The 25,855-nt window shown below is 69.5% G+C and carries 25 protein-coding genes; 15 read left to right on the top strand and 10 right to left on the bottom strand.

Translation table 11 applies throughout. From position 1 onward, the window contains the following. Positions 1 to 10 precede the first annotated feature (10 nt). Positions 11 to 937, bottom strand: coding sequence for an NAD(P)-dependent oxidoreductase (locus J3S20_RS07715; RefSeq protein ID WP_216835869.1), 927 nt, complete (start codon positions 935 to 937; stop codon positions 11 to 13). 218 nt (positions 938 to 1,155) lie between these two features. Continuing rightward, entirely contained in the window at positions 1,156 to 2,169 is a 1,014-nt protein-coding gene (locus J3S20_RS07710) for an aromatic ring-hydroxylating dioxygenase subunit alpha (protein ID WP_216835868.1), read from the bottom strand. Between the two features lie 227 nt (positions 2,170 to 2,396). Between J3S20_RS07710 and J3S20_RS07705 the strand changes: the two genes are divergently transcribed. The 4 genes from J3S20_RS07705 to J3S20_RS07690 are packed head-to-tail and all read left to right on the top strand — an operon-like array spanning position 2,397 to position 7,006. Beyond that, positions 2,397 to 3,410, top strand: coding sequence for an ABC transporter substrate-binding protein (locus J3S20_RS07705; RefSeq protein WP_216835867.1), 1,014 nt, complete (start codon positions 2,397 to 2,399; stop codon positions 3,408 to 3,410). Positions 3,411 to 3,433: 23 nt separating this feature from the next. Then, positions 3,434 to 4,252 carry a creatininase family protein gene (locus J3S20_RS07700; RefSeq protein WP_216835866.1) on the top strand — a complete coding sequence of 273 codons (819 nt, stop codon included), beginning with the start codon at positions 3,434 to 3,436 and terminating at the stop codon, positions 4,250 to 4,252. After that, positions 4,245 to 5,597 carry an FAD-binding oxidoreductase gene (locus J3S20_RS07695; RefSeq protein ID WP_216835865.1) on the top strand — a complete coding sequence of 451 codons (1,353 nt, stop codon included), beginning with the start codon at positions 4,245 to 4,247 and terminating at the stop codon, positions 5,595 to 5,597. Before J3S20_RS07700 ends, J3S20_RS07695 begins: the two co-directional genes overlap by 8 nt. Beyond that, a complete protein-coding gene (locus tag J3S20_RS07690; RefSeq protein WP_216835864.1) occupies positions 5,597 to 7,006 on the top strand; it encodes an FAD-binding oxidoreductase in 1,410 nt (469 codons plus the stop codon). Before J3S20_RS07695 ends, J3S20_RS07690 begins: the two co-directional genes overlap by 1 nt. Here J3S20_RS07690 and J3S20_RS07685 read toward each other — a convergent pair whose 3' ends face one another. From J3S20_RS07685 to J3S20_RS07660, 6 genes are all read right to left on the bottom strand, one after another. Next, positions 7,007 to 7,741 carry a proteasome-type protease gene (locus tag J3S20_RS07685; protein WP_216835863.1) on the bottom strand — a complete coding sequence of 245 codons (735 nt, stop codon included), beginning with the start codon at positions 7,739 to 7,741 and terminating at the stop codon, positions 7,007 to 7,009. Further along, on the bottom strand, positions 7,738 to 8,679 hold the full coding sequence (locus J3S20_RS07680; RefSeq protein ID WP_216835862.1) for an alpha-E domain-containing protein: 942 nt from the start codon (positions 8,677 to 8,679) through the stop codon (positions 7,738 to 7,740). The genes J3S20_RS07685 and J3S20_RS07680 overlap by 4 nt, the downstream gene beginning before the upstream one ends. 5 nt (positions 8,680 to 8,684) lie before the next feature. Continuing rightward, on the bottom strand, positions 8,685 to 10,163 hold the full coding sequence (locus J3S20_RS07675; protein ID WP_216836396.1) for a circularly permuted type 2 ATP-grasp protein: 1,479 nt from the start codon (positions 10,161 to 10,163) through the stop codon (positions 8,685 to 8,687). A 108-nt stretch (positions 10,164 to 10,271) separates the two neighbouring features. Then, a complete protein-coding gene (locus J3S20_RS07670; protein ID WP_343215180.1) occupies positions 10,272 to 11,024 on the bottom strand; it encodes a DUF1194 domain-containing protein in 753 nt (250 codons plus the stop codon). Then, positions 11,021 to 12,730 carry a gamma-glutamyltransferase family protein gene (locus J3S20_RS07665; protein ID WP_216835861.1) on the bottom strand — a complete coding sequence of 570 codons (1,710 nt, stop codon included), beginning with the start codon at positions 12,728 to 12,730 and terminating at the stop codon, positions 11,021 to 11,023. Before J3S20_RS07665 ends, J3S20_RS07670 begins: the two co-directional genes overlap by 4 nt. Positions 12,731 to 12,788: 58 nt before the next feature. Beyond that, complete coding sequence (locus J3S20_RS07660; RefSeq protein ID WP_216835860.1) at positions 12,789 to 13,358, bottom strand: nucleoside 2-deoxyribosyltransferase; 570 nt, start codon at positions 13,356 to 13,358, stop codon at positions 12,789 to 12,791. 103 nt (positions 13,359 to 13,461) lie between these two features. Between J3S20_RS07660 and J3S20_RS07655 the strand changes: the two genes are divergently transcribed. From J3S20_RS07655 to J3S20_RS07630, 6 genes are read left to right on the top strand one after another with little or no spacing between them, the layout of a single operon-like run. Beyond that, complete coding sequence (locus J3S20_RS07655) at positions 13,462 to 14,277, top strand: alpha/beta hydrolase (protein ID WP_216835859.1); 816 nt, start codon at positions 13,462 to 13,464, stop codon at positions 14,275 to 14,277. 35 nt (positions 14,278 to 14,312) lie between these two features. Beyond that, the gene (locus tag J3S20_RS07650; protein WP_216835858.1) at positions 14,313 to 15,503 is read left to right on the top strand and encodes an ABC transporter substrate-binding protein; all 1,191 of its coding nucleotides are present in this window, start codon (positions 14,313 to 14,315) and stop codon (positions 15,501 to 15,503) included. Positions 15,504 to 15,506: 3 nt separating this feature from the next. Then, positions 15,507 to 16,430 (top strand): branched-chain amino acid ABC transporter permease, encoded by a 924-nt coding sequence (locus J3S20_RS07645; protein WP_216835857.1) that lies wholly within the window; start codon positions 15,507 to 15,509, stop codon positions 16,428 to 16,430. Further along, positions 16,430 to 17,377, top strand: coding sequence for a branched-chain amino acid ABC transporter permease (locus tag J3S20_RS07640; RefSeq protein ID WP_246602483.1), 948 nt, complete (start codon positions 16,430 to 16,432; stop codon positions 17,375 to 17,377). The genes J3S20_RS07645 and J3S20_RS07640 overlap by 1 nt, the downstream gene beginning before the upstream one ends. Next, positions 17,370 to 18,140, top strand: a complete 771-nt coding sequence (locus tag J3S20_RS07635) for an ABC transporter ATP-binding protein (RefSeq protein WP_216835856.1) — start codon at positions 17,370 to 17,372, stop codon at positions 18,138 to 18,140. The genes J3S20_RS07640 and J3S20_RS07635 overlap by 8 nt, the downstream gene beginning before the upstream one ends. Further along, positions 18,134 to 18,850, top strand: coding sequence for an ABC transporter ATP-binding protein (locus J3S20_RS07630; protein WP_216835855.1), 717 nt, complete (start codon positions 18,134 to 18,136; stop codon positions 18,848 to 18,850). The genes J3S20_RS07635 and J3S20_RS07630 overlap by 7 nt, the downstream gene beginning before the upstream one ends. 3 nt (positions 18,851 to 18,853) lie before the next feature. Here the strand turns inward: J3S20_RS07630 and J3S20_RS07625 are convergent, their stop codons facing one another. Further along, positions 18,854 to 19,747, bottom strand: a complete 894-nt coding sequence (locus J3S20_RS07625; RefSeq protein WP_216835854.1) for a LysR family transcriptional regulator — start codon at positions 19,745 to 19,747, stop codon at positions 18,854 to 18,856. 129 nt (positions 19,748 to 19,876) lie between these two features. Between J3S20_RS07625 and J3S20_RS07620 the strand changes: the two genes are divergently transcribed. Then, a complete protein-coding gene (locus J3S20_RS07620) occupies positions 19,877 to 20,200 on the top strand; it encodes a hypothetical protein (RefSeq protein WP_216835853.1) in 324 nt (107 codons plus the stop codon). A 24-nt stretch (positions 20,201 to 20,224) separates the two neighbouring features. Here the strand turns inward: J3S20_RS07620 and J3S20_RS07615 are convergent, their stop codons facing one another. Further along, positions 20,225 to 22,528 carry a bifunctional salicylyl-CoA 5-hydroxylase/oxidoreductase gene (locus tag J3S20_RS07615; protein WP_216835852.1) on the bottom strand — a complete coding sequence of 768 codons (2,304 nt, stop codon included), beginning with the start codon at positions 22,526 to 22,528 and terminating at the stop codon, positions 20,225 to 20,227. A gap of 105 nt (positions 22,529 to 22,633) precedes the next feature. On the opposite strand from J3S20_RS07615, the gene J3S20_RS07610 reads away from it, so the two are divergent. The 4 genes from J3S20_RS07610 to J3S20_RS07595 are packed head-to-tail and all read left to right on the top strand — an operon-like array spanning position 22,634 to position 25,849. Further along, positions 22,634 to 23,368, top strand: coding sequence for an SDR family NAD(P)-dependent oxidoreductase (locus tag J3S20_RS07610; RefSeq protein ID WP_216835851.1), 735 nt, complete (start codon positions 22,634 to 22,636; stop codon positions 23,366 to 23,368). Then, complete coding sequence (locus J3S20_RS07605; protein ID WP_216835850.1) at positions 23,365 to 23,862, top strand: MarR family winged helix-turn-helix transcriptional regulator; 498 nt, start codon at positions 23,365 to 23,367, stop codon at positions 23,860 to 23,862. The genes J3S20_RS07610 and J3S20_RS07605 overlap by 4 nt, the downstream gene beginning before the upstream one ends. Beyond that, a complete protein-coding gene (locus tag J3S20_RS07600; protein ID WP_216835849.1) occupies positions 23,859 to 24,686 on the top strand; it encodes an enoyl-CoA hydratase family protein in 828 nt (275 codons plus the stop codon). The genes J3S20_RS07605 and J3S20_RS07600 overlap by 4 nt, the downstream gene beginning before the upstream one ends. After that, positions 24,686 to 25,849 carry an acyl-CoA dehydrogenase family protein gene (locus J3S20_RS07595; RefSeq protein WP_216835848.1) on the top strand — a complete coding sequence of 388 codons (1,164 nt, stop codon included), beginning with the start codon at positions 24,686 to 24,688 and terminating at the stop codon, positions 25,847 to 25,849. Before J3S20_RS07600 ends, J3S20_RS07595 begins: the two co-directional genes overlap by 1 nt. The last annotated feature ends 6 nt before the right edge of the window (positions 25,850 to 25,855 follow it).

The following is a 25,855-nucleotide window of genomic DNA, read 5'->3' as shown; positions in this document are numbered from 1 at the left end:
GGTTTCGGGGTCAGTCCGGCAGCAGGGCGCGCCGCAGGGATTGCACCACATGCGCGCCCATGGCGGCGCGGGTTTCCACAGTGGCGCTGGCGATGTGGGGGGCCAGGACCACGTTCGGCAGGGCGGTGAAGCGCGGGTCGATGCGCGGCTCGTTCCGAAACACGTCGAGGCCGGCCGAGCCCAGCCCGCCATCCTCCAGCGCCGCCAGCAGCGCCGCCTCCTCCACCACCTCGCCGCGGGAGATGTTGATCAACGTGCCCCCAGGGCCGAGGGCGCGGATGGTGGGGGCGTCCACCAGGTCGCGGTTCGCGGCGCCTCCGGTGGTGGCGACCATCAGGATGTCGCTGTCCTGCGCCAGGGACAGGGGCGTGGGGTGGAAGGGCAGGTCGAGGCCCGGGCGCGGGCTGCGGGTGCAGTAGCGCAGGCTGAGCCCCGCGGCCTGGGCGCGGCGCGCGATGGCGCTGCCGATATGGCCGAAGCCGAGCAGCCCCATGCGGCAGCCCTGGATGGAATGGCCGAAGGGGAAGTCGCCAAGCGCCGCCCAGTCGCCGCTGCGCACATAGGCATCCGCCGCCAGCAGCCGGCGCCGCGCCATCACCAGCAGCGCCATGGCGAGATCCGCCACCTCCTCCGCCAGCACGGCGGAGGTGTTCGTCAGGGGAATGCCGCGTGCGGCCAGCGCGGCGGTATCCACCTTGTCGATGCCGGCGCTGAAGCAGGCGACGATGCGGAGTGCCGGCAGGCGGTCCAGCAGGGCGCGGTCCACGGTGTTGCGGCCGGAAATGGCGAGGCCCTGGATGACGCCGCCCTGCCCGGCCAGAGCCGCCTCCAGCCCCTCGGGGCTGCGGCCGTCATGGACGGTGAACAGCGCCTGCAACGCCGCCACGGCGGCGGGCTGGATCATCTCGCTCAGCAGCAGGATATCGGGCTTCGGCATGCTTGTCCTCCGGTCGGCCCGTCCATCGGGGACGGGCGGCCGCAGGTCAATGCGTGAGGGCCTGCGGACAGTTGGGCTGCGGGCGCGTCCAGCGGTGCTTTTCCGCGCTGGGTGCGTCAGCCATGCTCGCCGATGGAGTGCCATCGGCTCCGCTGTCTTCCTGCCCAGCACGAAAAATCCCTCGCCGGCCGCATCCCGGCCCCAACTGTCCGCAGGCCCTATTCAGCCGCCTCGAGCGCCGGCTGATGCGCCGCGATCATGCGCGCTAGCATCCGCCGCATCAGCACGCCCGGGCGGTCGCTGGGCATGTTCATCTCGATGCCTATCTGGTCCAGCGGCACGTCCGGGTCGGTGCTTTCCAGGATGTCGCGGTCCTCATCCGTCACGATGCGGTCGAAGGCGATGACATCGGCGGCCTTGGCCTGTTGCTCCGTGTCGTTGCGGAAGACGAATTGCACGACCATGGAGGAGGCATCGTCGATCGGCGTGGCGCAGGTGACGATGGAATGGCTGAGGCCATTCGGATACTGGATGCGCAGTTTTCTCAGGAAGGGCGCGTACCAGCGGCCGCGCATGTGGCGGACGGTGGTGTCGCTTTCCATGTTCAGGACCTTCTTCTGGATCTCGGGATTCCGCACTGGAACCTCGGTGATCATCATGAAGCCGTCCTCGTGCTCCTCGATCTCCAGCTTAGCGGGTTCAGGGTGGCCCTGGTCGCCGAAGCTCGTCCGGTGGACGAAGGCGAAGTGGGCATTATCAAAGCTGTTCTCCATCAGGCGGAGGCCGGCGCAGCTCCAGACCTCATAGAATTCGTCGATGCGCCGGAAGCCGAGGCCCTCCTCCTCGAAATCCGGCAGCGGATACAGCGGGTTCTCCAGCGCCACCCAGACATGGCCGTAGCGGATTTCGGCCTGGTAGGAGGGCACGCGCATATTGGTGGCGCCCTGCCGGTCCACCGGGCGCTGCGGCACGCGCATGACGCGGCCATCGGCCGAGAATTCCCAGCCGTGATAGCCGCAGGCGAGGCGACCGGAGGTATAGAAGCCCTTCGAAAGCTTGGCCGTGCGATGGCAGCAGCGGTCATCCATGGCCGCGGCCTTGCCCTCCCCATCCAGCCAGATCACCAGGTCCTGGCCGAGCAGGCGGAAGGGCTTCGGGCCTTCGGCCAGGTGGCCGACCGGCATGACGGGGTACCAGAAGCGGCGCAGCAGCGGGGTTTCGGTGGGGCGCATCCGGTGGGTCCTCGCAAGGCGTCAGGACTTCAGCGTGCAAATGCGCGCCTGCCCTTGCAAGCGCCACGCGCCGGTTGGCTGCGGTAATCCGCCCAGTCCCTCGCCAGATCGCCCATGAAAGCAGCAGACCCCGGGCTTCGACGCCAAGGTTTCGGGCAGAACGGGCTTCCATCCGCCGTACCGGGCTTGCTAACAGCGCGGCAATCTTCATCGCCAGGATGATCACCATGCGCCGCCGCCACGCCCTCGCCCTGATCGGCTCCGCCCTCGCCGCCCCCGCGGTGCACGCGCAGTCCCTGACCAATGTGCGCTTCACCCTGGACTGGGCGCTGCAGGGCCCGCAGGGCGCCTTCGTGCTGGCGCTGGACAAGGGCTATTTCCGCGAGGCCGGGCTGAACGTCACCATGGATCGCGGCTTCGGCTCCGGCGACGTGCCGGTGAAGATCTCGGCCGGCGCCTATGATGTCGGCGTCGCCGACCTCTCGCCCACCATCCGCATGAAGCTGGAGCGGCCGGAGAGTGACCTCTTCACGCCCTTCATCCTGCATGACGCCACGGCGCTGGCCGTCATGACCCTGCGTCGCGAGAACATCCGCACCCCGGCCGACCTGGTGGGCAAGACGCTGGCGGCCCCCGAATCCGATGCCGGCCGGCAGCTCTTCCCGGCATTTGCCAAGGCGGCCGGCTTTGATCCGGCGAGCGTCCGCTGGCAGAGCGTGACGCCGCAGCTGCGCGAGCCGATGCTGGCGCAGGGCCGGGTGAATGCCATCACCGGCTTCATCACCTCCGGCATCTTCTCGCTGCGCGGCCTGGGCGTGGCGGAGCAGGATATCGTCACCATGCTGTTCAGCGATGTGGGCGCGAATTTCTTCGCAACCTCCCTCATCACCACGCGGCGCTGGGCGGCGGCCAATCCGCAGGCCGTCACGGGCCTGATCCGCGGCCTGGTGCGCGCGCAATACGACAGCCTGCGCGACCCCGACGCCACCATCGCCAATCTCCGCCGGCGCGAGCCGCTGACCGATGTGGCGCTGGAGACGGAGCGCCTGCGCATGGCGCTGGACCGTCTGACCTTCACGCCGCATGTGCGCCAGAACGGCTTCGGCCAGGTGGACATGGCGCGGCTGCAGCGCAACATCGACGCGGTGCGGGAGGCCTTCGGCATCTCGCGCCCTCTGCCGGCCTCCGATATCTACGACCCGTCCTACCTGCCCCCGGCGGCCGATCTCCGGCAGTCATGAGGCGCCTCGAGAAAGGTCCCGCCATGGCCCCGCTTCCCACCCGCTACTGGCAGGACCTGCCCTGGCCCGCGTTTCGCGACCTGCCGGCCAATACCGTGGCCGTGCTGCCGGTGGCGAGCATCGAGCAGCACGGGCCGCACCTGCCGGTCTCGGTGGATACCACCATCAACCAGGGCGTCATCGCGCGCACCCTGAAGGTGGCGCCGGCCGATCTGCCGGTGCTGGTTCTGCCGACGCAATGCGTGGGCTGCTCGGTGGAGCACCTGCGTTTTCCCGGCACCGTCACCACCTCGCCAGAGACGCTGCTGGCGCTGGTGACGGATATCGGCGCCAGCGTGGCGCGGGCCGGCGTGAAGCGGCTGGTGATCGTCAACAGCCATGGCGGCAACGTGTCGGTGCTCGATATCGCCTGCCGCCGCATCCGCATCCAGCACGGCATCCTGGCGATCAACGCCATGTGGGCGCGGATGGGCAAGCCGGAGGCGCTGAAGGACCCGGTGGAAGGCAAGTACGGCATCCATGCGGGCCGCGACGAGACCAGCGTGATGCTCGCGCTGACCCCTCATCTGGTGAAGATGGACAAGGCGGTGAATTTCGTGAGCCGCTGGCAGGGCGTGTCCAATATCGCGCCGAACATGGCGCCCGATGCCGGCGCGCCGCTGGCCTGGCAGGCGCAGGATTTGAATCCGGCCGGCGCCGTGGGCGATGCCTCGCTGGCGACGACGGAAATCGGCGAGCAGCTGTTGGATTTCGCGGCCGAGAAGATGGCGACGCTCTGGGGCCAGGTCGCGGCCTTCGATGCCGAGGGTTTTCTTGCCAACGAGCCCTCCCCGCATGGCTGATATCGCAGCCCTGGTCGCCGCCTTGGATGGGATCGAACTCTCCACCGATCGCGCCCTGCTGCGGCAGAAGAGCCGCGATTTCTACTGGTACAGCCCGATCCTGAAGGCGCTGCTGGACGGCAAGTCCGCCGAGCTTTTCGCAAAACCCCGCAACGAGGCGGAGGTTCTGCGCATCCTCACCGCCGCGCGGGCGGCGCGCGTGCCGGTCACGCAGCGCGGCGGCGGCACCGGCAATTACGGGCAATGCGTGCCGCTGGAAGGCGGCATCGTGCTCGACATGTCGGCGATGTCCGCGCCGATCGCGCTGACCGATGGCGTGGTGGAGGTGGAGGCCGGGGCGAAGATGATCGACCTCGACCTCTGGGCGCGGGAGCGGGGCTGGGAGCTGAAGCTCTGGCCCTCCACCAAGCGCACCGCGACCATCGGCGGCTTCGTGGCCGGTGGCGGCGCCGGGGTCGGCGGCATCAGCCACGGCACGATGCGCGAGCGCGGGAATTTCCTGGGCGCCCGCGTGGCCACCATGACCGATCCGCCGCGCATCTTGGATCTGGAAGGCATGGCGGCCAATCCGGTCAACCGCACCTATGGCACCACCGGCGTGCTGACCCGCATCCGCGTGCCCCTGACGCCGGCGCAGGACTGGCGCGACGTGGCCATCGCCTTCCCCGACTTCGTCCCCGCCAGCCGCTTCGCGCTGGAGCTGAGTTTCGCGGACGGCATCCCGAAGAAGATGTGCGGCGTCTTCGACAGCCAGCTTCCCCCCTTCTTCCGCGGCCTTTCCGATGCCGTGCCCGCTGGCCATGCGCTGGCCCTGGTGATGGTGGCGCCCTCCGCCCTGCTGGCGCTGCGCGAATTGGCGGCGGAACACGGCGGCACCATCGTCGCCGAGCAATCCACCGTGGAGGCCGAGCGCGATGGCGACGCGACGCCCTTCTACGAATACTGCTGGAACCACACCACGCTGCAGGTGCTGAAGAAGGATCGCGGCGTCACCTATCTGCAGTGCCGCTTCCCCTTCGAGAACACACTGGAAGCGATCGAGGCCGTGCGCATCCCCTTCCGCGACGAGGTCTGGATGCACACGGAATGCGTCCGCTTCGGCGGCCGCCTCACCATGTCCGCCTTGCCCGTCATCCGCTGGACCAATGCCGAACGTCTGGCCGAGATCATGGCCGCCTTCGAGGCCCACAACATCGGCATCGCCAATCCGCACGTCCTGACCATCGAGGAAGGCAGCAACTATCGCCGCGTGCCCGGCGACCAGCTCGGCTTCAAGCAGCGCACCGATCCGCTCGGCCTGCTCAACCCCGGCAAGATGCGCGATTTCACACCCTTGGAGGCCTGATGTCCGTTCAAGCCGTAATGGCCGAATTGCCGGCCATCGACTGGATCACCGACCCCGCCTTGGTGCGCCAGCGCTCGCGCGACTTCTTCTGGTACTCGCCCGTGCTGAAGCGCCAGTTGAACGGCGTGACGGCGGAGGCGGTGGCCTGCCCGCGCGACGAGGCCGAGGTCATCGCCATCATGGCCGCCTGCGTGAAGCACCAGGTGCCGCTGACGCCGCGCGGCGCCGGCACCGGCAATTACGGCCAGGCCATGCCGCTGAAGGGCGGCGTCGTGCTGGATCTGATGGGCCTGAACCGCGTGATCTGGACCAAGCCCGGCGTCGTGCGGGCACAGGCCGGGATCAAGCTGATCGACCTCGATGCGATCACGCGGCGGGAGGTGCGCGGCGAGCTGCGCTTCCACCCCTCCACCAAGCGCACCGCGAGCCTCGGCGGCTTCATCGCCGGCGGTTCCTCCGGCATCGGGTCCTGCACCTACGGCAAGCTGCGCGAGCCCGGCAATATCCTGGGCCTGCGCGTGGTGACGATGGAGGCCGAGCCGCGGGTGCTGGAACTGCGCGGGGCGGAGATCGACAAGGCGAACCACGCCTATGGCACCAACGGCATCATCACCGAGCTGGAGATGCCCCTGGCGCCGGCCTGGGACTGGATCGACGTGCTGTCCGAGTTCCCCGACACCATCTCCGCCGCCCGCTTCTCCGAAGCCCTGGTTTCCAGCGACGGCATCGTGAAGAAGATGGCCGGCGTTGTCGCGCCCGGCGTGGCGCAGCGCTATTTCAAACCCTTCCTCGGCATTCTGGTGCCCGGCACCGCGACCTCCCTCGCCATGGTGGCCGAGCCCTTCCTCGAATTGCTGCCGCCGCTGCTGGCGCGCTTCGGCGGCCGGCAGATCCATGCGGCGCCGACCGAGGCCGCCGAAACGCCGCTGTATGAATTCACCTGGAACCACACCACACTGCAGGCCCTGAAGGTTGATCGCGGCCTGACCTACCTCCAAACCCTCTTCCCCGCTCCGCACCACTTCGAGTTGGTGGCGAAGATGGATGCGCTGTTCGGCGATGAGGTGATGCAGCACCTGGAATTCGTTCGCCTCAACGGCGTCGTTTCCTGCTTCGGCCTGCAGCTGGTGCGCTTCACGACGGAGGAGCGGCTGGCCGAGATCATCCGCATCCATGAGGAAGCCGGCGCCCCCATCTTCAACCCGCATGCCTTCACGCTGGAGGAAGGCGGGATGAAGCGCATCGATTCCGAACAGCTCGACTTCAAGCGCATCGCGGACCCGCATGGCCTGCTGAACCCGGGCAAGATGATCGCCTGGGACGACCCGGACTGGACGCCGGAGCGCAAGCGCGGCTTCTATCTCTATGGCCGCGCCGATGCGCCGGAGGTGGAGGAAGTGCTGGAGTAGCTAATCCAGCCAATCCGGCCGCGGCAGCGCCTGGTAGGCCTCGCGCAAGCTCTCGGACCAGCGCTGGCGCAGGAAGGCGAAATAGGCGTCTTCCTCCGTGATGCGCCGGCGCAGCGAAACGGCCAGCGCATCGCGGCGGATCACCGTCAGGTCGATCGGCAGGCCAACGGTCAGGTTGGAGCGCAGCGTGCTGTCCATGCTGATCAGCGCCAGCGTCACGCCATCGGCCAGCGGCGTTGCCGGGCTCAGCACGCGGTCCAGGATCGGCTTGCCATACTTGTGCTCGCCGATCTGCAGGAAGGGCGTGTCCGCCGTCGCCTCGATGAAATTGCCGGCTGCATAAACCAGGAACAGCCGGGGCGGCGCCGTGCCGATCTGCCCCCCGAGCAGGATGGAGACGTCGAAGCCCAGCCCATGGTCGCGCAGCCCGGGACCATCGGTGGCAAAGACCTCCCGCACCGCCGCACCCACCAGCTGCGCCGCACGGAACATGTTTTCGGCGCTGCCCAGGGTGAGAAGCTGGCCGTCCAGCTTCACCCCCTCCTGCAGCCGGTTCCAGACCGCCTGCGTCACCGCCAGATTGCCGGCCGTCAGCAGCGCCAGGGCCCGCTCGCCGGGTGTCTCGTGGACGAAGGTCTTGCCGAAGACGGAAATGTTGTCGACACCCGCATTGGTGCGGGTGTCGGACAGCATCACCAGCCCCGCATCCAGCAGCAGGCCGACGCAATAGGTCATGCGTGCAGGTAGAAGTCGGCGATCTCGCGGCCGAGATCGAGATTGCGGTCGATCATGCGCGTCAGGAAGTCGTGCAGCCCGCCGGCTAGGATGTCCTCGATGCGGGCCTCGCGCAGCCCCGCATGGGCCTCGCTCGCCAGGCGATGACAGGCACCGCGACGGCCGCCGCTGGATTCCGCGATGCGGTCCAGCACCTGGTCCACCTTCCGATGGCAGGCGAGCAGGGAGCGCGGCAGTTCCGGCCGCAGGATCAGCAGATCCGCCACCAGCTTCGGCTGCAGCCGCGTGTGATAAACCCATTGATAGGACCGCAAGGCGGAGACGGAGCGCAGCAGCGCCTGCCACTGCGCATAGGCGACCGCGCCTTCCGATTCCGGCCCATCCAGCGCCGTGTGCTTCGCGTCCAACAGACGTGCCGTGTTGTCGGCGCGTTCCAGCATCACGCCCAGATGCACGAAGCGCCAGCCATCGTCGCGCAGCATGGTATCGGCCGCCGCGCCGTTGAACAGCAGCGTGCGGGCGCGCACCCAGTCCAGGAAGCCCGGCAGCCGGTCGGCATCCGTCGCGGTGCCGGCCAGGAGGCGCATCTCGCGCCAGGTGTCGTTCAGCGCCTCCCACATATCCACCGTCAGGGCCGTGCGCACGGCGCGGCCATTGCTGCGCGCGGCTTCGATGCAATTGGCGATGGAGGACGGGTTCTTGGCGTCGATCGCCAGCCAGCGGATCACCGCCTCCGGCGTCACCTCCGCATGCTCGGCCCGAAAGCCGGGCTCGGCGCCGGTGGCGACCAGCAGGCTGCGCCATTCATTGTCGGTATCGCCGAGGCTCTCGCCCAGCCCGGCCATGCGCAGCGCCACCTGCATGCCGCGCGCGAGGTTGCCGGCGCGCTCGGTGTAGCGGCCCATCCAGTAGAGGCTGTCTGCGGTGCGGGAGAGCATGGCGGCTACCCCTGCCCCTGCGACTGGGATTGGCTCTGGCTTTGCCGCCCGCCGCCGGATTGGGACTGGCTCTGCGACTGGGACTGGCTGGGCGCGTCATCCACCACCCAGGTGTCCTTGGTGCCGCCGCCCTGGGAGGAATTCACCACCAGCGACCCCGCCCGCAGTGCCACGCGGGTCAGCCCGCCGGGCACGATCCGCACCGCCTTGCCGGTCAGCACATAGGGGCGCAGGTCCACATGGCGCGGCGCGATCTCCTCCCCTGCCAGGCAGGGCACGGTGGACAGCGCCAGGGTCGGCTGCGCGATGTAATCCGCCGGCTTTTCCAGGATGCGCCGCGTGAACTCCGCGCGCTGTTCCGCCGTGCTATGCGGCCCGATCAGCATGCCATAGCCGCCTGAACCCCGCGCCAGCTTCACCACCAGGTCGGAAATGTTCGCCAGCACATAGGCGCGGTCCGCCTCCCGCTCGCAGAGGAAGGTCGGCACGTTCTGCAGCAGCGGCGTCTCGCCCAGGTAGAAGCGGATCATCTCCGGCACGAAGGGGTAGATCGCCTTGTCATCGGCGATGCCCGCGCCCGGCGCATTGGCCAGGGTGACATTGCCCGCGCGATAGGCGCCGAAGATGCCGGGTACGCCCAGCATGCTGTCCGGGCGGAACACCTTCGGGTCCAGGTAGTCGTCATCGACGCGGCGATACAGCACATCCACGCGGCGCGGCCCGGCGGTGGTGCGCATGAAGACCACGTCGTCCTGCACGAAAAGGTCGGCGCCCTCCACCACCTCCACGCCCATCTCATCGGCCAGGAAGCAGTGTTCGTAATAGGCGCTGTTGAAATGGCCCGGCGTCAGGATGGCGACGCAGGGCTCGCCCTTGCAGTTCGGCGGCGCCACATCCTTCAGCGTCTCCAGCAGATCTTCCGGATAGTGGCTGACCGGCGCCAAGCGGTGGCTGGCACAGAGCGCCGGAAACAGCCGCAGCATCGCCTCCCGGTTCTCCAGCATATAGGAGACGCCGGAGGGAGTGCGGCAATTGTCCTCCAGCACGTAGAAGTCGTTGGCCCCGGTGCGCACCAGGTCGATGCCGGAGATATGGCTGTAGATGCCGCCGGGCGGGACAAACCCCTGCATCTGCGGGCAATAGGCCTCGTTTTCCAGCACCAGCGCGCGGGGGATCAGGCCGGCCGCCAGGATCTCCTGCTTGCCGTAGACATCGGCCATGAACATGTTCAGCGCCTTCACGCGCTGGGTCAGGCCGGTGGCCAGGCGATCCCATTCGGCGCGGGCCAGGATGCGCGGGATGACGTCGAAGGGGATCAGCCGCTCCGGGTCGCCGCCCTCGCCATAGACGGCGAAGGTGATGCCGACGCGGCGGAACAGGGCCTCGGCCTCCGCCCGCTTCACCGCCAGGGCCTCCAGTCCATGCGCCTGGAGCCAGGCGGCGATGCCGGCATAGGCAGGGCGCACGGCGCCATCTTCATGCATCTCGTCGAAAGCGCGGCCGGTTTCGGTCACATTGAGAGTCCAGCATTCCCTGTTCTGGGACGACCTTGGGGGAAATGGTCCCGGCTGGGAAGGGGCGCGGGGCGGCCGCTAGGCGCCGCTTGCGCCCACCTTGCCTGTGGCATGGGCGGATTGTGCCCCTGCCGGATGCAGCGCCACCTCCCGGATCAGCTTGGCGCGCAGGGCGCGGGCGAAGTCGCGCCGGTCCTCGGCCCGCATCACGAAGGCGCCAGGGCCACCCATGACATCGCGCTCATAGGCCGCGGCGAGGCGGCCGTCGCGCCAGGCGGAGCTGGCCTCGATCGCCAGGCCATTCACCACGATGCCCTGTGCCACGGCGTAGTCCCGCGCCTCCGCCGCCGGCGTCAGGCTGCGGATATCGGGGCCGTCGCCCGAGACATCGATGGTGCGCTCCTCCGCCCGCCAGGGGGCGGCCGCGATCAGCGCGGTGGCGTGCAGGATGGCGTCGCCGATGGCGTTGTAGGACTGGCGCGAACGCGGCGCGTCGCGCATCGCCTCCGCGGCGGCCGTGGCGCTGGCGGCATCCGTCACGCGCATCCAGTCCACCACCGTCGCCGCCCCGCCCGGCGAGCCCCATTCCACCATGGCGACGCCGATGGCCCCGCGCGGCCGGGACCGAATGGCGGCGAGCACCGCGGGATGGGCGATGGCCTCCGCGATGCCATCCCTTTGCAGGGCGAATTCATCCGCGTCGATCGAGCCGGAGGCATCCACCGCCAGCACCAGCAGCAGGTCCACCGCCGCGCCCGCGGCTCCCACCTGGGCCCGCGCAGGCGCTGCCGCCAGCGCCGGCGCGGCCAGCAGGGCGCGGCGCGGAATCACGAGGCGATGGCGTAGGCGGGGCGGCGCGGATCGGCGCCGGCGCGCTTCAGGCCCGCCGCCACATCATCCAGCACCACCTCCACGCTGCCGGCCAGCCAGGTGATGTCCGGCCAGGGCTTCACCTCATGGCCGAGGGCGGCAAGCTCTGCCCGCACCGTCTCCGGGATGCGCGATTCCACCGCCAGGCGTCCCGGGAAGTATTCGTAGGGCGCGAAGGAGGAGGGGAAGGAATAGCTGGCGACGCGCGGGGCCTCGATGGCGTCCTGCACCTCCATGCCGAAATGCAGGATGTTCAGCATGACCTGCAGCATGGCCTGGATCTGCACATCGCCGCCCGGCGTGCCGAAGGGCATGGCACCGCCATCCTTCGTCACCACCATGGCCGGGTTGGGCGTCAGCCGCGGCCGCTTGCCGGGGGCGACGCCGGAGGGATGCGCCGGGTCCGGCCGGTTCTGCGAACCGCGGCCCGAAATCACCAGGCCCGTGCCCGACACCACGGGCACGTTCCAGGAGCCGTCGGAGGGCGTGGCGCTGAAGGCATTGCCCCAGCGGTCCACCACCGCGACGTAGGAGGTATCCGCCTCCACCTTCGGCAGGGCCGCGCGGCTCGCCTCGGGCAGGTCGTTGCCCCGGCCGAGGATGGGCTCCGGCAGGCCCGGATGCGCGCGCTTCAGGTCGATGGCCGCCGCGCGCGCCGCGATATGGCCGGGCGAGAGAAGCTGCTCCAGCGGCACGTCCACCATGGCCGGGTCGCCGAAGTGGTATTCGCGATCGGCCAGCGCGCCCTTCAGCGCCTCCACCAGCACATGGATATAGGCGGCGGAGTTATGCGCCAGCCCGTCCAGCCCGAGGCGCTCGACGATCAGCAGCGCCTCTGTCAGCGCCGGCCCCTGGCACCAGGGGCCGCAGGTCAGCAGGGTGTGTCCGCGCCAGTCGCGGGACACCACGGGCTCGATCCGGCTGCGATACTCCGCCATGTCCTGGGCCGAGAGGAAGCCGCCCTCGGCCTGGACGAATTTCACCACCTGCTGCGCCAGGTCGCCCTTGTAGAAGGCGTCATGCGCGGCCTGGAGGCCGGCCTCCCGCCCCTTGCCCGAAGCCGCGCGTTCCTGGTCCACCATATAGGCCAGGCTTCGGGCGAGGTCGGATTGCACGAATTTCTGGCCGAGCGCCGGCACCTTGCCGCCGGGCAGGAAGATCGCCGCGTTCTGCGCCCAGGTGCGGTATTCGGATTCATGCGCCGTGATGCTCTCCCGCAGCAGCGGGTACATCGCAAAGCCTTCGCCGGCGAAGCGGATGGCGGCGGCGGCGATCTCGCCGAAGCTCATCGTGCCGTGACGGGACAGGGCCTGGATCCAGGCATCGATGGCGGCGGGCACCACCATGCGGCGCACCCCCGGCGGCATCTGGCCGCCATGCTCGCGCATGAAGACATCGGGCGGGGTCGCGCGCGGCCAATGGCCAAGGCCGGCGATGCTCTCCACCGTGCCATCCGCCTTGCGGATCAGGATGGGCGCGACGCCCGCCACACTCACCAGGTCCGGCTGCAGCACACCCAGCGCGAGGCCCGCGGCACAGCCCGCATCCACCGCATTGCCGCCGGCCTCGAGGATGGCATAGCCCGCCGCGGCCGCCAGGTAGTGGCCCGCGCTGATGGCGTGGCGCGTGCCGCTGATGGTGGGGCGGCCGGTCGGGGGCAGTGTCATGGGGTTTCCAGCATCGGTGTGAACTGGGATGCAGGCTCCGCGCCTCGGGGCCTAGCTGTCAACCGCGACGAAGCGAAGCCGCGAGAGCTTGAAGGCAGTCCTCGAAGGCGGCCAGGTCGCTCCAACGCTCGGCTTCCGGCACGTCGCGGCGCACCAGCAGGCCATTCGCCGCGCGGATGCCGCCCTCGATCATCAGATTGTCGGCCAGGCCGTGATTCTCCAGTGCCATGCCCTGCCCGTCCAGCCAGCGGCCGGCGGCGTTGCGGGCGGCCGGCGCCGGGACCAGGCCGAGGGTGCGGGTGGTGAAATCCGCGGCATCGTTGGTATAGCCCAACACCGGCCGACCGAGGGCCCGCATGAAGCCAAGCTCATAGACCGTGCCGGGATCGGCGGAGGGGCCGCGGAAGGGCGTGAGATTCGCCACCAGCGCGTCGCAGGCGCGCATATGCGCCTCGTTGCGCCGATAAATGGCGTACCAGAGGGGGACGCCCGGCTCGACCTCCTCGGGCCGCGGGTCGGCGGGAAACACGCCCTCCAGCCCATGGCGGGCGCAGAGGCGCTTCTTCGCCTCCCCCATCTCGGTGGCATTGGGCAGGAAGACGTCGGGGCCGGCGAGATAGACTTTCATCCGCCCATCATGCCCGATCCGGCCCGGGTTGAGGAACCGGGGCCCCTGCCTGCGCGGAATTCGGGCTTGCCGGAAGGCGGTCCGGCGCGTGCAATGGGCCGCAATGACCCTCGATCTCGAAGCTGAATACAACAACCGCGCCCGCGTCCCGGACCATCCGCGCCATATCGCCGCCTGGCAGGCGGAATCCGCCGCATGGCGAGAGGCCTGCCCGGCGGTGGAGCTCGCCCTGCCCTATGGGACGGGCGCGCGGGAAAGGCTCGACCTGTTCTGGCCGGATGCGACGGCGCGGGATGCGCCGATCGCGCTGTTCATCCATGGCGGCTATTGGCAGGGGCTGGGCCGCGAATTCGTCTCCCACTGCGCGCGCGGGCTAAACCTGCATGGGGTGGCGGTGGCCGTGCCCTCCTACGACCTGTGTCCCCAGGTCACGCTGGCCACCATCGTGGCGCAGATCCATGCGGCAGCGGCCATGCTGCACCGCCGGCACGGGCGGCGGCTGGTGGCGAGCGGCCATTCCGCCGGCGGGCACCTGGCCGCGATGCTGCTGGCCACCGACTGGCCGGCGCTGGATCCCGCCCTGCCCGCCGGGCTGGTGCAGGCCGCGCTGCCGATCTCCGGCGTCTTCGAGCTGGACCCGCTGCGCCACACCAGCATCGGCGTGGCGCTGAAGCTGGACCGCGCCGAGGCGCGCCGCCTCTCCCCGCGCTTCCTGCCGCGCCCCGCCGGCGCACTGCATTGCGTGGTCGGCGGCGCCGAGAGCGGCGAATTCATCCGGCAGAGCCGCGAGATGGCGGCGGCCTGGCGTGGCGGCTGCACCCTGCTGCCGGGCGCCGACCACTTCACCGTGCTGGCACCGATGGCGGATCCCGACAGCGATGTCGTGCTGCGCGCCAAACAGCTTGCAAGCGCGGGATAGTTCAAGCTTAAAATAATACGGGAGACGGAGGGACCATGATGAGCATCCAATTCGGCCGGCGCCATGCGCTGGGTTTGGCGGCGGGCGCGCTGGCCGCGCCGATGGTGGCGCGGGCGCAGGCCGCGCCGGTGAAGATCGGGCTGGTGGCGCTCGCCACGGGTCCCGCGGCGACGCTGGGCACGCATCTGCGGGACGGCTTCCTGCTCGGCATGCGCCACCTGGACGGCAAGCTGGGCGGTCGCGCGGCGGAGGTGCTGCTGATCGACGACGAGCTGCGCCCCGATGCCGCCGTCACCAAGGTTCGCGCGGCGCTGGAACGCGACAAGGTCGATTTCGTCGTCGGCGTGGTCTTCTCGAACATCCTGGCCGCGATCATGCGCCCGGTGACGGATAGCCAGACCTTCCTGATCTCCACCAATGCCGGCCCCTCCCCCTTCGCCGGCCGTGGCTGCAACCCGTATTTCTTCGCCACCTCCTATGTGAACGACCAGAACCACGCGGTGATGGGCAAGGCGGCGCAGGATGCCGGCTATGGCCGCGTGATGCTGCTGGCGCCGAACTACCAGGCGGGGCGCGACGCGGTCGCGGGCTTCAAGTCCGAATACAAGGGCACGGTGGTGGACGAGATGTTCACGCCGCTGACCCAGATGGACTTTTCCGCCGAGCTCGCGCGCATCGCCGCGGCGCGGCCGGATGCGGTCTTCACCTTCATGCCGGGCGGATTGGGCGTCGCCATCGTGCGGCAGTACCGCCAGGCGGGCCTCGCCAATATCCCGTTCCTGTCGGCCTTCACGGTGGACGAGGCCTCCCTCCCCGCGCAGGGCGAGGCGGCCATCGGCTTCCAGACCGGCACGAGCTGGACGCCCACGCTGCCTAATGAGCAGAACGCCCGCTTCGTCCGCGACTTCGAGGCGCAGTTCAACTACGTGCCGGCCAGCTACGCCGCGCATGCCTATGACGCCGCGATCCTGCTCGGCAGCGCCGTGACCAAGACCGGCGGCAACCTGGCCGACAAGAGCGCGCTTCGCAACGCCATCAAGGCGGCGGATTTCCGCAGCGTGCGCGGCAACTTCGCCTTCGGCGCCAACCACTTCCCGGTGCAGGATTTCTGGCTGGCCAAGGTGGCGCAGCGGCCGGATGGCAAGTTCCAGACCGAGCATGTGCGCAAGGTCTATGACAACGTGACCGACCCCTTCGCGGCGCAGTGCCGCATGCCGGCGGGCTGACGCATGTCGCTGACGCTGCTGCTCGTCCAGGGTTTGAACGGGCTGCAGCTCGGCATCCTGCTTTTTCTCGTCGCCGCCGGGCTGACGCTGGTCTTCGGGGTGATGGATTTCATCAACCTGGCGCATGGCGTGCAGTACATGCTCGGCGCCTATTTCGCGGCCTACTTCGCCGCGCAGACGGACAGCTTCTGGATCGCGCTGCTGCTGGCGCTGCCGGCGACGCTGCTGGTCGGCTTAGTGCTGGAATTCCTGGTGTTCCGGCATCTGTATGACCGCGACCACATGGCGCAGGTGCTGGCCACCTTCGGCGTCATTCTCATCCTGAACGACGGGGTGAAACTGCTGTTCGGCTCCGCGCCGCTGCAGGTGCCGATGCCCGCGGCGCTGACCGGCGGCTTCCCGATCATGGACGGGCTGCTCTACCCGCACTATCGCCTGGCGATCATCGCCGGTGGCCTCGCCACCGCGGGGCTGCTCTGGTGGCTGGTGGAGCGCACGCGCGTCGGCATGCTGATCCGCGCGGGCGCCACCAATGCGCCGATGGTCGCGGCACTGGGCGTGGATATCCGCCGGCTCTTCATGCTGGTCTTCGGCTTCGGCGCCATGCTGGCGGGTTTCGCGGGGGTGATGGCGGCGCCGATCCTCTCGGTGGAGGCCGGCATGGGCGACAACCTGCTGATCCTCGCCTTCGTCGTCATCGTCATCGGCGGCATCGGCTCCATCCGCGGCGCCTTCCTCGCGGCGCTGCTGGTCGGGCTGGTGGAGACGCTGGGCCGCACCATGGCGCCGGACCTGATGCGGCTGTTCCTCGATCCCTCCGCGGCGCGGCAGGTGGGCGCGGCGTTGGCCTCCATGCTGATCTACATCGCCATGGCCGCGATCCTTGCATTTCGGCCAGCGGGACTGTTTCCGGTGCGCGCGTCCTGATGGGCTGGCTGCGGAAGGAAGCGCCGGCGCTGCTGCTGCTGGCTGCCCTCGGCCTGGCGCCCTTCGCCGGCTTCGGCGAGGGCTACATTCTCACCCTGCTCGCCCGCGCCATGATCCTGGCCATGGCCGCTGTCTCGCTCTCCTTCATCGTGGGCGGGGCCGGGCTGGTGTCGCTCGGCCATGCGGCGATGCTGGGTTTTGGCGCCTATGCGGTGGTGATCCTGGACGATCTGCAGGTCGTCGATGCAATGGTCGTCCTGCCTGTGGCGATGCTGGCGGCGGCCGGCTTCGCGCTGGTCACCGGCGCCATCGCAATCCGCACCAGCGGCGTGCATTTCATCATGATCACGCTGGCCTTCGGACAGATGGCCTTCTTCACCGCCAGCTCGCTCTCCGGCTATGGCGGCGATGATGGCTACACGCTCTATGCGCGGAGCGAGGTGAATGGCACGCGCATCCTGTCGGACCGCCTGGTCTTTCACTTCGTCTGCCTGGGCGCGCTGACGGCGAGCTGGCTGCTCTGTCACATGCTGCTCGCCTCCCGCTTCGGCCGGGTGCTGCGCGCGGTGCGCGGCAATCCGATGCGGGCGCAGGCGCTCGGCTTCTCGCCCTATCCCTATCGCCTCACCGCCTATGTCATCGCGGGCGCCATCGGCGGCGCGGCCGGCTTCCTGTTTGCCAATGCCACCGAATTCGTCGCACCGGCCTATATCTCCTGGCAGCGCTCCGGCGAGCTGCTGTTCATGGTGATCCTCGGCGGCCTCTCCGGCCTGCATGGCGCGCTGATCGGTGCGCTCGGCTTCGTGCTGCTGGAGGAGTGGCTGGCGCATCAGTGGGAGCATTGGCGCATGATCTTCGGCGTGCTGCTGATCCTCGCCGTGCTCTTCCTGCCGCACGGCCTCGCCGGCCTGCCGGCGCAACTCGGCCGGATGCTGCGCCGTGGCTGAGGCCGTGCTCGCGCTCCGCAGCCTGCGCAAGCGCTTCGGTGCGCTGACCGTCACGGACGACGTCTCGCTCGATGTCGCGCCGGGCGAGATCCACGCCATCATCGGCCCGAACGGCGCCGGCAAGACTACGCTGATCAACGAGATCAGCGGCGTGCTGCCCATCGATTCCGGCCGCATCCTCTTCGCGGGCCGCGACGTCACCGGCCTGCCGCTGCACCGCCGCGCGCGCCTTGGCCTGGCGCGGTCCTTCCAGATCACCTCGATCATCCCGGCCTTTTCCGCGCTGGAGAACACGGCGCTGGCCGTGCAGGCCGGCGACGGCACCTCCTTCCGCTTCTTCCGCCCCGCCGCCACGGAACGCCGCCTGAACACGGCGGCGATGGCGGCCCTCGACCAGGTGGGCCTCGCCCATCGCGCCGCGACGCCGGCGGGCGCCATGAGCCACGGCGAAAAACGCCAGCTCGAGCTCGCCATCGCGCTCGCCACCCAGCCGCGCCTGCTGCTGCTGGACGAGCCACTGGCCGGCGCGGGGCCGGAGGAGACGGAGCGGTTGGTCGGCCTGCTGCGCGGTTTGCGTGGCCGCTACACCATCGTGCTAGTCGAGCACGACATGCAGGCCGTCTTCGCCATGGCGGACCGCATCTCCGTCCTCGTCTATGGCCGCCTGATCGCCACCGGCACGCCGGACCGCATCCGCGAGAACCCCGAGGTCCGCGCCGCCTATCTCGGCGAGGACGACATTCCCCTTATGGCATCATGCTGAGGCTCGAATCCCTCACCGCCGGCTATGGCGGCAGCCAGGTGCTGTTCGACGTGAATCTGGAAGTCCGGCCCGGCGAGGTGGTGACCCTGCTCGGCCGCAACGGCATGGGCAAGACCACCACCATCCGCGCCATCATGGGCCTGCTGCCGAGCGTCGGCGGTCGCATCTGGGGCGGGGAGATCGTGCTGGACAACCGCGCGGTCGCCGGCCTGCCCGCGCATCGCCTGGCGCAGCAGGGCCTCGGCCTGGTACCGGAGGGCCGCCAGGTCTTCCCGACCCTGACGGTGGAGGAAAACCTGCTGGCCACCGCCGCGCATCGCGGCGCTGGCGCGCCGCGCTGGACCCTTCCCGCGGTCTACGACTTCTTCCCCCGCCTGCGCGAACGCCGCCGCAATGCCGGCGCCAAACTCTCGGGCGGCGAGCAGCAGATGGTGGCGATCGGCCGCGCGCTGATGACCAATCCGCGGCTGCTCATCCTGGATGAGGCGACCGAGGGCCTGGCGCCGCTGATCCGCGCCGAGATCTGGTCCGTGCTGGCGCAGCTGAAGGCGGAGGGCCAGGCGATCCTGCTGATCGACAAGAACCTCGCCGCCGTCTCGCGCCTCGCCGACCGCCATGTGGTGATCGAGAAGGGCCGCACGGTCTGGACCGGCACCAGCGCCGAGCTGGAGGCGGCGCCGGAGGTGCGCGACACCTACCTGCATCTGTAGAATTCAGCCCCGGAATTCGCCCGGCAGCACCGCCGCCAGATGGTCGAAGACCGCGCGGAAGCGGCGGCCCTGGCGGACATCGGCATGCGCCACCAGCCAGACCGCCTGCTTCGGCGCGAATTCCGCCTGCATCAGCCGCCGCAGCCCGGCGCGTTCGCCGACCGCCACCTGCATGACGCCAATGCCGAGCCCGGCGCGCACGGCCGCATGCTGGCCCACCATGCTGTCGGAGCGATAAACCACCCGCCAGCTCTCCACCGGCAGCGCCAATCGTTCTGCCACGCGCCGCGCGAAGGGGTCGCGGTCGAAGCCCACCATGCGGTGCTGCGCCAGCTCCGCCAGGGTCTGCGGCTCCCCGTGCCGGGCGAGGTAGCCCTCCTGCGCGAAGACGCCGAGCTCCATCATGCCGACCTGGCGCGCCACCAGGTCCGGCTGCTCCGGCCGCGCGAAGCGGATGGCGATATCGGCGTCACGCCGCAGCAGGTTCTCCACCTGGTTGCTGGCCAGCATCTCGATGGTGATGCCGGGATTGGCTTCCATGAAGGGGTTCAGCAGGACGGGCAGGCGTTCCACGGCGAAGGGCTCGCTGGTGGTGACGCGCACCGTGCCGGTGGGGGAATCCAGCTTGCCCGCCATGGCAGTGGCCAGCGCCTGCGCCGCCTGTTCCAGGCCCAGCGCATGGTCGAACAGCGCCTGGGCCCGATCGGTCGGGCGCAGGCCCTGCGGCGTGCGGTCAAACAGCGCCTCCCCCACCGCTTCCTCCAGCGTACGGATCTGCCGGCCGACGGTGGGCTGGGTGAGCTTCAGCTGGATCGCGGCGGCGGAGAGGCTGCCGGTCCGCATCACCAGGACGAAGGCCTGCAGCAGGCTCCAGTCCAGATGCCTTGGCGTCGTCACGGAGCCATGCATCCGCGCATACCGGGCGAAGAGGAACAGGCAATCCCGCGGGGCGGGCTACGGCGGCATCTTCCCGTCACCGGCAGCGACATCGGGTCGACTGCCTCACAAACTGGAAAGATCGCAGACATGAGCACCACCCTCCGCAGCCTCCTCGCCGCCACCGCCCTGCTGGCCGGCCTGTCGAGCCAGGGCGCCTTCGCCCAGGACCAGTTTCCCCGCACCATCGGTTCCGGCGAAAGCGCCGAGATCGTCTATGGGCCCGGCCCGCAGGGCAATATCCTCGGCGGCGGCGCCGTGGCGGTGCGGCAGGTGACGGGCAGCGAGGTCATCGTGACCTATCTCGATGACCAGTTCGTGCAGCGCGCCCCGGCCGGCACCGTGCCGGCGGTGTTCAGCCGCGGCGAGAACAGCCTGCGCGTCGAGCTGCCCGCCGCCGCCCCGCGCGGCTGATGCGCGCCGATCCCGCGGGAGGCGCTATTCCGCCGCCCGCGGTGCATGGCTCGCCGGCCGAGCCTTCAGCTTCAGCTCCCGCAGTTCCGCCTGGTCCTTCGCCGCATTGCGCAGCGCGGCAGCCTGGCCCCAGCGGTATTGCGGCGGGCAGGCGACATCCCGCACGCCATAAGCTGCTGCGGCATGCAGGGTGAAGAAGGGGTCCGTCAGATGCGGGCGCCCGAGCGCCACCAGATCTGCGCGCCCCGCGGCGATGATGGTGTTCACCTGGTCCGCGCTGGTGATGTTGCCCACGCACATCACGGCCACGCCGGCCTCGTTGCGGATCATGTCGGCCCAGGGAAGCTGGAACATGCGGCCATAGACCGGGCTGGCATCGGCCACCGTCTGGCCGGTGGAGACATCCACCAGATCCACGCCGGCGGCGACAAAGGCGCGCGCGATGGCCAGGCAATCCGCATCCGAAAGGCCGCCCTCCGCCCAGTCGGTGGCAGAGATGCGCACCGACATCGGCTTTTCCGCCGGCCAGGTGGCGCGGAGTGCCGCGAAGACTTCCAGCGGGTAGCGAAGGCGGTTCTCGATCGGGCCGCCATACTCATCGGTGCGCGAATTGGTCAGCGGCGAAAGGAAGCTCGCCAGCAGATAGCCATGGGCGCAATGCAGCTCCAGCATGTCGAAGCCGCAGGCGAGGCCGCGTTCGGCGGCGGCGACGAAATCCGCCTTCACCTGGTCCATGTCGTCCCGCGTCATCTCACGCGGCACCTGGCTGTGCTTGTAGTAGGGGATCGGGCTGGCGGAGAGGATCGGCCAGGCGCCGGCCTCCAGCGGCTGGTCCATGCCTTCCCACATCAGCTTGGTCGCGCCCTTGCGGCCGGCATGGCCGAGCTGCAGGCAGATCTTTGCGGCCGAGGTCGCATGCACCAGATCGACGATGCGGGTCCAGGCCGCCTGCTGCGCGTCGTTCCATAGCCCGGCGCAGCCCGGGGTGATGCGCGCCTCCGGCGAGACGCAGGTCATTTCCGTAAAGACCAGCCCGGCGCCGCCCATGGCCCGCGCGCCGTAATGCGCGAGATGGAAGTCGCCGGGCACACCGTTCTGCGCCGAGTACATGCACATGGGCGAGACGACGACGCGGTTCGCCAGCTTCATGTCGCGCAGCGCCAGCGGCTGGAACATCGGCGGCCTGCGCGGGTCACCGCCCGCCTCCTCCGCCACCGCGCGCTGCGTCTCCGCCACGAAATCCGGCGCGCGCAGCGCCAGATTGTCCCAAGTGATGGCCTTGCTGCGTGTCATCACGCCGAAGGCGAAGCGCGTCGGCGAGAATCCCCAAAAGCGCTTCACATGCTCGAACCAGACGAGGGAGACATTGGCGGCGTGCTGCGTCTTCTCCACATCCTCCCGCCGCCCGGTCTCGAAGGCGTGCAGGGCGCTGGCCACGTTGCTCTCGGCCCGGCAGGCCTGGTGCAGCGCGATGGCATCCTCCATGGCCAGCTTGGTGCCGGAGCCGATGGAGAAATGCGCGCTGGCCTTGGCATCACCCAGCAGCACCACATTGCCGCGCACCCAGCGGGCGCATTTGATGGTGGGGAAGCGGCGCCACTGGCTGCGGTTGGTGATCAGGCGGTGGCCCTGCAATTCCTCGGCGAAAACGCCTTCGAGGAAAGCGGCGCTCGCCGCCTCGTCCATGCCCTCCAGCCCAGCCTTCGCAAAAGTCTCGGGGTCCGTCTCCAGCACCCAGGTGCTGGCGCCGGCCTCGTACTGGTAGCAATGGGCGATGAAGATGCCGTGCGGCGTTTCCTTGAAGAAGAAGGTGAAGGCGTCGAAGGGCCGGGTGCTGCCCATCCAGGCGAAGCGGTTGGGGCGGAGGTCGACCTCGGGCTGGAAATGCTCCGCGAAGCGCTCGCGGATGGGGGAGTTGATGCCGTCCGCGGCGACGACCAGGTCGGCATCCGGGAAATCCTCGGGCGAGGCTTCGCGCCGGAACTCCAGCTCCACGCCCAGCTCTCGGGCCCGCGCGGCGAGCAGCATCAGCAGCGTGCGGCGCGAACATCCGCAGAATCCGTTACCGCCAACGCGGTGCTCCTGCCCCTTGGCGACAATCGCGATGTCGTCCCAATAGGCAAAGCTTTCGGTGATGGCGCGATAGCTCGGCTCATCCGCCTGCTTGAAAGCGTCCAGCGTGGCGTCGCTGAAGACCACGCCGAAGCCGAAGGTGTCCTCGGCCTGGTTCCGCTCCACCACCGTGATGCGGGAGGCCGGAAAATCCCGCTTCGTCAGGATGGCGAAATACAGGCCCGCCGGGCCGCCACCGATCACCGCGATCCGCATCACCTCGGCCCCCTGGTCGCTCTCTGGAATAGTTTAGGCTTCAAGGAATGAGGGTTCAACCGGATGTTGCGCAAGGCCCGCGCAATGTTTTAGGCTTCAAGCATCATGCAGGCGGGCACAATCCAGGGCAGGACGGCATTGGTGACCGGTGGCGGCAGCGGCATCGGCGCCGCCTGCGCCGCGGCGCTGACGGCGGCCGGGGCGCGGGTGACGGTGCTGGGGCGGCGTGAGGCGCCGCTGCGGGCGCGGGTGGCGGCGGGGGATGCCGCGGTTCACATCGCGGCCGATATCAATGCCCTGCCGGCGCTGCCGCGTTTCGACATCCTGCTGCATGCCGCCGGCGCGGCCGAAAGCGCGCTCTTCCTGAAATCGGATGCGGCGCTGTTCGATCGAATGTGGCGCGTGAATGTCATGGGCGCCGTTGCGGTCACGCAGGCCGTTCTGCCGGGCATGATCGAGGCTGGCTTCGGCCGCGTGGTGATGGTGGCCTCCACCGCCAGCCTCAAGGGCTATCCCTATGTCACCGCCTATGCCGCCGCCAAGCACGGGCTGCTCGGCCTGGTGCGGTCCCTGGCGCAGGAAGTGGCGACCAAGGGCGTGACGGTGAACGCGATCTGCCCCGGCTTCACCGAGACCGACATAGTGGCGGAGTCCGTCGCCCGCATCATGGCGAAGACCGGCCGCGACGAAGCCGCCGCGCGCGCGGAGCTCGCAAAACACAACCCGCAGCGCCGCCTGGTGCAGCCGGCGGAAGTGGCGGCCGCGGCGCTGGCACTCTGCTGGCCCGGCAGCGGCGCCATCAATGGCCAGGCCATCGCGGTGGATGGGGGCGAGACATGAGCGTGGATGCCGAGACCGCCCTCGCCCATGCGCCCCCCGGCCACAAGGACGAGCTGCGCCTCTGGCTGCGGCTGCTGACCTGCACCACGCTGATCGAGGGTGAGATCCGCTCCCGCCTCCGCCGCGACTTCGACACCACCCTGCCCCGCTTCGACCTGCTGGCCGCGCTGGACCGCGCGCCGGAAGGGCTGTCGCTGGGCGAGGTCTCGCGCCGCATGATGGTCAGCAACGGCAATGTCACCGGCCTCGCCACGCGGCTGGAGGCGGAGGGCCTGATCGAGCGCCGTGCCCGCCCCGGCGATCGCCGCGCCCAGCTGCTGCGCCTGACAGCAAAAGGCCGGCGCGAATTCGCCCGCCAATCCGCGGCGCATGAGGGCTGGATCGCGGAGCTTCTGGCCGGGGTGACGCCGGTGGAGCGTGGCGCGCTGTTCCGCCTGCTCGGCCACACGAAAATCTCGGTCCGCAACGCCCTGCCGCCGGAGCCCAGCGCATGATCACCGCCATCACCGGCCCGCTCTCGGCTTACGCCGCGCAGCATGTGAAGCTGGAGGTGGCGGGCGCCGTCGCGACGCTCACGCTGAACCGGCCGGAGCGCAAGAACCCGCTGACCTTCGACAGCTACGCCGAGCTCACCGCCATCTTCCGGGCGGCGGTACATGACGAACAGGTGCGCGCCTTCGTCGTCACCGGCGCCGGCGGCAATTTTTGTTCAGGCGGCGACGTGCACGAGATCATCGGCCCGCTGCTGGAGCGCGACACGCGTGGACTGATGGCCTTCACCGCCATGACCGGCGACCTGGTGAAGGCGATGCGCGCCTGCCCGCAGCCGATCCTCGCGGCGGTGGACGGCATCTGCGCCGGCGCGGGTGCGATCATCGCCATGGCCTCGGATTTGCGGCTCGGCACGGCGCGGACAAAGGTGGCCTTCCTGTTCAACCGCGTCGGCCTCGCCGGCTGCGACATGGGCGCCTGCGCCATCCTGCCGCGCATCATCGGCCAGGGGCGGGCGAGCGAGCTGCTCTATCTCGGCCGGTCCCTCGGCGGCGAGGAAGGCCTGGCCTGGGGTTTCTTCAATGCGCTGCATGCGCCGGAGGCGGTGCTGGACGCAACGGCCGAGATGGCGCGCGGCATCGCGGAAGGCCCGGCCTTCGCCCATGCCATGACCAAGCGCATGCTTGCCATGGAATGGGCCATGTCCATCGAGCAGGCGATCGAGGCCGAGGCGGTGGCCCAGGCGCTCTGCATGACCACGCAGGATTTCCGGCGCGCCTTCGACGCCTTCGTGGCGAAGCAGCGCCCCGTCTTCAAGGGCGACTAATGGCCGACAGCTCCTTCCTCGACTGGCCCTTCTTCGAACCGCGCCACCGCGAATGGGCGGCGGAGGTGGAGGCCTGGGCGGCGCAACATGCCGAGGCGCTGTCGGATGAGCACGATGCGGATGCCAGCGTCATCCGCCTGGCCCGCGCCATGGGTGAGGCCGGGCTGCTGCGCGTGCCCTGCCCGGCGGACGGGGTGCTGGACGTGCGGTCGCTCTGCATCGCGCGCGATATCCTGGCGCGGCATAGCGGCCTCGCCGATTTCGCCTTTGCCATGCAGGGCCTCGGCACCGGGCCTGTCACGCTGTTCGGCAGCGCGGCGCAGCGGGAACGAGTGCTGGCGGGTGCGCGCGCCGGCACGGCGCTGGCCGCCTTCGCGCTGAGCGAGCCGGAGGCGGGCAGCGACGTGTCTGCGCTCGCGCTGACCGCGACGCCCGATGGCAATGGCCATTACCGGCTGAATGGCGAAAAAACCTGGATCAGCAATGGCGGCATTGCGGCCACCACCATCGTCTTCGCCCGCACCGGCGAGGCGCCTGGCGCCAAGGGGCTTTCGGCCTTTCTCGTGCCGGCCGATGCGCCAGGCCTGACCGTCGCCGAGCGCATCGAAGTCACCGCCCCGCACCCCCTCGCCCGCCTGGATTTTGCGGATGTGCGCGTGGCCGCCGAGGACATGCTCGGCAAGCCGGGCGAGGGTTTCAAGGTTGCGATGTCCACCCTCGACGTCTTCCGCGCGACGGTCGGCGCCGCCGCCCTCGGTTTCGCCCGCCGCGCGCTGGACATGACGGTGGAGCACGCGAGCGCGCGGAAGATTTTCGGCGGCACGCTGTTCGACCAGCAGATGTCGCAGGCCGCCATCGCGGACAGCGCCGTGGATGTCGAAGCCTCCGCCCTGCTCGTCTATCGCGCCGCCTGGCTGAAGGATTCCGGCACGCCGCGCGTCAGCCGCGAGGCCTCCATGGCCAAGCTGCACGCCACCGAGGCCGCGCAACGCTGCGCCGACCGCAACGTCCAGATCCATGGCGGGCTCGGCGTCACCAAGGGCCATAAGGCCGAGGAATTGTACCGGGAGGTCCGGGCGCTTCGCGTTTACGAAGGCGCCTCCGAGATTCAGCGCGTCGTCATCGCGCGATCCGAACGCCAGCTTCGCACGTCACTCGACTAGAACGAG

Source organism: Falsiroseomonas tokyonensis, from assembly GCF_019024325.1.
Taxonomy (GTDB): Bacteria; Pseudomonadota; Alphaproteobacteria; order Acetobacterales; family Acetobacteraceae; genus Falsiroseomonas; species Falsiroseomonas tokyonensis.
The sequence above is the reverse complement of the archived record's forward strand: the minus strand, read 5'-3'. Positions and strand labels throughout refer to the sequence as shown.